Origin of the sequence: Oceanicola sp. S124 (assembly GCF_000220565.1) — a bacterium.
Lineage (GTDB): Bacteria > Pseudomonadota > Alphaproteobacteria > Rhodobacterales > Rhodobacteraceae > Pseudooceanicola.
Genome location: NZ_AFPM01000012.1, coordinates 1 through 4,788, shown reverse-complemented (window position 1 = coordinate 4,788; position 4,788 = coordinate 1). Strand labels below are relative to the sequence as shown.

4 protein-coding genes and 1 pseudogene are annotated in these 4,788 nt (G+C 67.6%); 1 reads left to right on the top strand and 4 read right to left on the bottom strand.

The features are described 5' to 3' along the window. A partial coding sequence (acpS, locus tag OS124_RS0101060) for a holo-ACP synthase (RefSeq protein WP_010137406.1) occupies nt 1-288 on the bottom strand: 288 nt, incomplete at its 3' end. A 395-nt stretch (nt 289-683) separates the two neighbouring features. On the opposite strand from acpS, the gene OS124_RS0101050 reads away from it, so the two are divergent. Beyond that, entirely contained in the window at nt 684-1,577 is an 894-nt protein-coding gene (locus tag OS124_RS0101050; RefSeq protein ID WP_010137404.1) for a LysR substrate-binding domain-containing protein, read from the top strand. Between the two features lie 10 nt (nt 1,578-1,587). Here OS124_RS0101050 and OS124_RS0101045 read toward each other — a convergent pair whose 3' ends face one another. The 3 genes and pseudogenes from OS124_RS0101045 to OS124_RS23315 form a co-directional block, all read right to left on the bottom strand. Further along, entirely contained in the window at nt 1,588-2,337 is a 750-nt protein-coding gene (locus OS124_RS0101045) for a pyridoxine 5'-phosphate synthase (RefSeq protein ID WP_010137401.1), read from the bottom strand. 92 nt (nt 2,338-2,429) lie between these two features. Beyond that, nucleotides 2,430-3,155 carry a DUF2062 domain-containing protein gene (locus tag OS124_RS0101040; protein ID WP_010137400.1) on the bottom strand — a complete coding sequence of 242 codons (726 nt, stop codon included), beginning with the start codon at nt 3,153-3,155 and terminating at the stop codon, nt 2,430-2,432. Then, nucleotides 3,145-4,788 (bottom strand): annotated as a pseudogene (locus tag OS124_RS23315) (RelA/SpoT family protein); the annotation flags it as partial. The gene OS124_RS0101040 and the pseudogene OS124_RS23315, both read right to left, overlap by 11 nt.

The window sequence follows — 4,788 nt, the reverse complement described above, 5'->3', positions numbered from 1 at the left end:
TTCGGCGGCCCAGCCGGTCAGCTGCATGACGGGCTGGCCGCTGCGCAGGTTGGTCACCGCCATGTCCTTCCACGAGATCCCCATGGCCAGCCCGGTGCCGAGCGCCTTGGAGCAGGCCTCTTTCGCGGCCCAGCGTTTGGCATAGGTGCCGGCCTCGTCCTTGCGGCGGGCGGCCTTGGCCTGTTCGATCTCGGTGAAGACGCGATTGCGGAAGCGGTCGCCGTGGCGGTCGAGGACACCCTGGATGCGCTCGATATTGGCCAGGTCCGTGCCGATTCCGATGATCATCTCCGCGCCCCTTTCCGCTGGTCTCCCCGCCTTAGCGTGAAACGCGGGCGCGGGAAACACCGGGCCTCGCGGCCCTGTTGGAAAGTGCGTGGAGGGGTCAGGCGCCGCAGGCGACCTGAGCGGCGCGAGGGCCGGCGGCCGGGGCCGCGGATGTCGCGGACGACATCGGGTGTGTCAGCGGAAGGTCGGCGAGTTCCGCCGGGCTCATGGCCGCTATCCGCGGATCGGCGAAGGGGTCGTCGCGTCGTGCGGCAGGGGCCCGGCCTCCGAGGATGGATCTGAAAAGGTCTTTCATTATTTTTCTCCTTCTCTAGGGTTTCAGATATCCGCAATCTATGCACTCTTGCGCCCTTTAAAACTGCACAAGACCTGAAAAGGTGTTTAGGAACGCTGAAATGCATCCACTGCAGACCGCCCCCCTGAACGCCCTGCGTGCGGCCGAGGCCGTGGCGCGTCTCGGCTCTCTGCGCGCTGCCGGGGCAGAGCTGGGCGTCAGCCCCGGCGCCGTCAGCCAGCAGGTGGCACGGGCCGAGTCCGCCCTTGGTCGGCCGCTGTTCGACCGGCGCCCAGGGGGCCTGCGCCCCGCCGAGGGCACCGAGGAGATCTTCCTGCATCTGCGCGAGGGGTTCTCGCGCCTGACCGCCGCCGTCGAGCTGACCCGGCGCTACAGGGCGCATATCCTGACGATCTCGGTGGCACCGATCTTTGCCGCGCGCTGGCTGATCTGGCGCCTGCCCGAGTTCACCCGCGCCCACCCCGAGATCAAGGTCCGCCTCGACAGCGCGTTGCAGCTGGTCGACCCCAATGCCGGAGACGTGGATTTCGCCATCCGCATCGGGCCGGGCGGCTACCAGGGGCTGACGGTCGAGCACCTGCTGGATCAGCGGGTTATTCCCGTCTGCTCGGCCGACTGGGCGGCGAAGCTGAAGTCCCCTGCCGACCTGGCCCATGTGCCGATCATCCGCGATGCGCGGGCGATGTTCGCCTGGGACGTCTGGCTGGGCCCCGAGGGCCTGTCGCACAGGATCCTGGGCGAGGGGCCCGAGTTCAACGAGGCCTCGCTGGGGCTTGATTCGGCCATGGCGGGCGAGGGCGTGCTGCTGGCCTTCGAGACCCTGTGCCACGATGCGCTGGAGCGCGGCCAGGTCGTCGCCCCCTTCCCGCGCTACCATCCGACGGGGCTGTCCTACTGGCTGGTCTCGGCGCGGGACCGATCGCTTTCACTGCCGCAAAGGCGTTTCCGCAGCTGGCTGAAGGAGGCCCTGGCCAGCTCCGGCATGGGCACCTAGCCGGGGCAGCTCAGGTCCGGGCCGCGTCCATCAGCCGGCGCATCTCGGCGATGGCCGGGGTGAGGCCGCGGAAGATCGCCTCGCCGATCAGGAAGTGGCCGATGTTCAGCTCGCGCAGCTCGGGGAAGGCGGCGACGGGCTGCACGGTGTCGTAGGTCAGCCCGTGGCCGGCGTGGACCTCAAGCCCGAGGGAATGACCGAAGGTGGCCATCTCGCGCAGGCGCTCCAGCTCGGCGTCGCGGGCGTCGAAGTGGCCCTCGGCATGGGCATCGCAATAGGCGCCGGTGTGCAGCTCGATCACCTCGGCGCCAATGCGGTGCGCGGCCTCGATCTGGGCGCGGTCGGCAGCGATGAAGATCGACACCCGGCAGCCCGCCTCGCGCAGCGGCGCGATGAAATGGGCCAGCCGGTTCTCGTCCCGGGCCACTTCCAGGCCGCCCTCGGTGGTGCGTTCCTCGCGCTTCTCGGGGACGATGCAGACGGCGTGGGGCTTGTGGCGCAGGGCGATGGCCTGCATCTCGTCGGTGGCCGCCATCTCGAAGTTGAGCGGCACCGAGAGCGCCTCGGCCAGAGCCTCGATATCGGCATCCGAGATATGGCGGCGGTCTTCGCGCAGGTGTGCGGTGATGCCGTCGGCGCCGGCCTCTTCGGCCAGTTTCGCCGCGCGCAGCGGATCCGGATAGGCACCGCCGCGGGCATTCCGCACCGTGGCCACATGGTCGATATTCACACCCAGACGCAGTTTCGGCTGATCACTCATGGCGCAACTCCTTCACCTCGCGCCCATCAATGCCGCAAGGCTGCTGTCGCCACCACCCCCTTTGCCGAATTTCCCAGATGGGCATGCAGGGCCTAGGATCCGCCCGGGCCCTTCCCCTGCGAGGTCTTGGCCGCCGACTTGGCACGGATCGCCGCCAGCTTGGCCTTCAGCGCCCCCTTGCGGCGGGCCTGGTAGGCGCGGATCAGCGGCACCGAGACGTAATAGCCGACCAGGCCGGCAACCACGCCCGGAATCACGCCGCCGATCATGTAGGGAAAGAAGATCTCGTGGTAGAAGACCGTCAGCCCGTGCCAGTTGGCATCGACATCGGTGAACAGCGCCCAGATATTGTCTTTCAGGTCGTCCGCCGCCGCCAGGAACTTGCCGCCGAAGCCATGGGCAATCCCGTCGTGATGCGCAGGCCCGCCGAAAGGCGGCGGCAGGTCCGGCCCCCCGGGCACGCCCGGCCCGCGCCCCTGCTGCATTCCCAGCAGCCAGTAGCCGATCTGCAACGAGATCACCCCGATGGGGACATAGGTCAGCGGATTGCCGACAAAGGTCGCCAGCAATGCCGCGAGGATATTGCCCCGCACCAGGGTCGCCACCAGCGCCGCGACGACGAAATGCATGCCGTAGAAGGGCGTGAAGACGGTGAAGAGCCCCGCGAAGATGCCCCGGGCGATGGTCTCGGGCGTGTCCGGCAGGCGCCGCAGCCGATGCTTCACGTAGTGAAAGGCCCGCGCCCAACCGCCGCGAGGCCAGAAGAATTCGAAGATGATCCTCCAGTAAGGCCGTCTGTCGCGACGCTTAAAGACCAACGGGGTCGTCCTCTGGCGTGGAAGAGGGCGCTGCGGGCGTCTCTTCCGGTTTGCGATGACGCGCGACCGAGGCCACGTCCGCCTCGGCCTCAAGGGCAGAGATGACGTTGTGCAGATGCTCGGCGTCGCGCAGCTCCACGTCTACCAGCAACCGGTAGAAATCCGGTTTCCGGTCGAGGAACTCGAGGTCCGAGATATTGGCCTTCTGCTCTCCGATCAATGTGCAGATCCGGCCAAGCACGCCGGGATCGTTGGACAGCACCAGGTCGAGGGTCACCGCATAGATCGCCGCATGGCGACCGGTCTGCCAGTGCAGGTCGACCCAGCGGTCCGGCTGGTCCTCGTAGGCCGAAAGCGCCTCGCAATCGATGGCATGGACCTGCAGCGGGCGGCCCCGCCAGGTGATGCCGACGATCCGCTCGCCCGGCAGCGGGCGGCAGCAGGTGGCGCGCTTGAAGCTCTGGCCCTTTTCCAGGCCGATCAGCGCCCGCTCGCGCTTCACCGCGTCGCCGTCCTCGACCACCATCAGCTCGGGGTAGAGAACGTTGACCACCCGCGCCACGCGCAGCTCGGCCCGGCCCAGCTGGGCCAGCAGCTCTTCCTTGCCGTCCTCGATGCGCAGCTTCTTGGCGGCGGTTTCCAGCACCTTGTCGGTGGCTTTCTTGCCGACATGCTCGAAACCCGCCCGGGCCAGTTCGCGGCCCAGCTTGATGTAGCGCTCGCGGTCGACCTCGCGCAGGGCGCGGCGGATGGCGGCCTTGGCGCGGCCCGTGGTGGCGATGTCCAGCCAGGTGGCCTGGGGCTCCTGCCCCTCGGCGGTGATGATCTCGATCGACTGGCCGTTCTTGATCCGGGTCCAGAGCGGCACCCGCATGCCGTCGATCTTGGCGCCGACGCAGGCAGAGCCGATCCGTGTGTGGATCGCATAGGCGAAGTCGATCGGCGTGGCGCCGCGCGGCAGCTTCACCACCTCGCCCTTGGGCGTGAAGCAGAACACCTTGTCCGAGTACATCTCGAGCTTGACCGCCTCGAGGAAATCCTCGTGATCCTCGTCGGCGCCCATCTGCTCGGTCAGCGCGGCGATCCAGCGGCCTGGATCGACGGCGAAGGGGTTCTCGGCCTTCACGCCATCCTTGTAGGACCAGTGCGCGGCGACGCCGGCCTCGGCCACCTCGTGCATCGCGCGCGAACGGATCTGCACTTCAACCCGCTTGCCGTCACGCCCCGACACGGTGGTATGGATCGAGCGGTAGCCGTTCGACTTGGGCTGGCTGATGTAGTCCTTGAACCGGCCCGGCACCGACTTCCAGCGCTGGTGGATCACCCCGAGCGCGCGATAGCAGTCGTCCTCGGTCTCGGTGATGATGCGGAAGCCGTAGATATCCGACAGCCGAGAGAAGCTCTGCTTCTTCTCCTCCATCTTGCGCCAGATGGAATAGGGCTTCTTGGCGCGGCCCTTCACCTCGGCGGTGACCTGCGCCGCCTTCAGCTCCTTGCGCATGTCCTTGGTGATGCGTTCGATCACGTCGCCCGCGTCATCCTTGAGAGAGACGAAGCGGCGCAGGATCGACTGGCGGCCTTCGGGTTGAGCACCTTGAAGGCCAGGTCTTCCAGCTCTTCGCGCATCCACTGC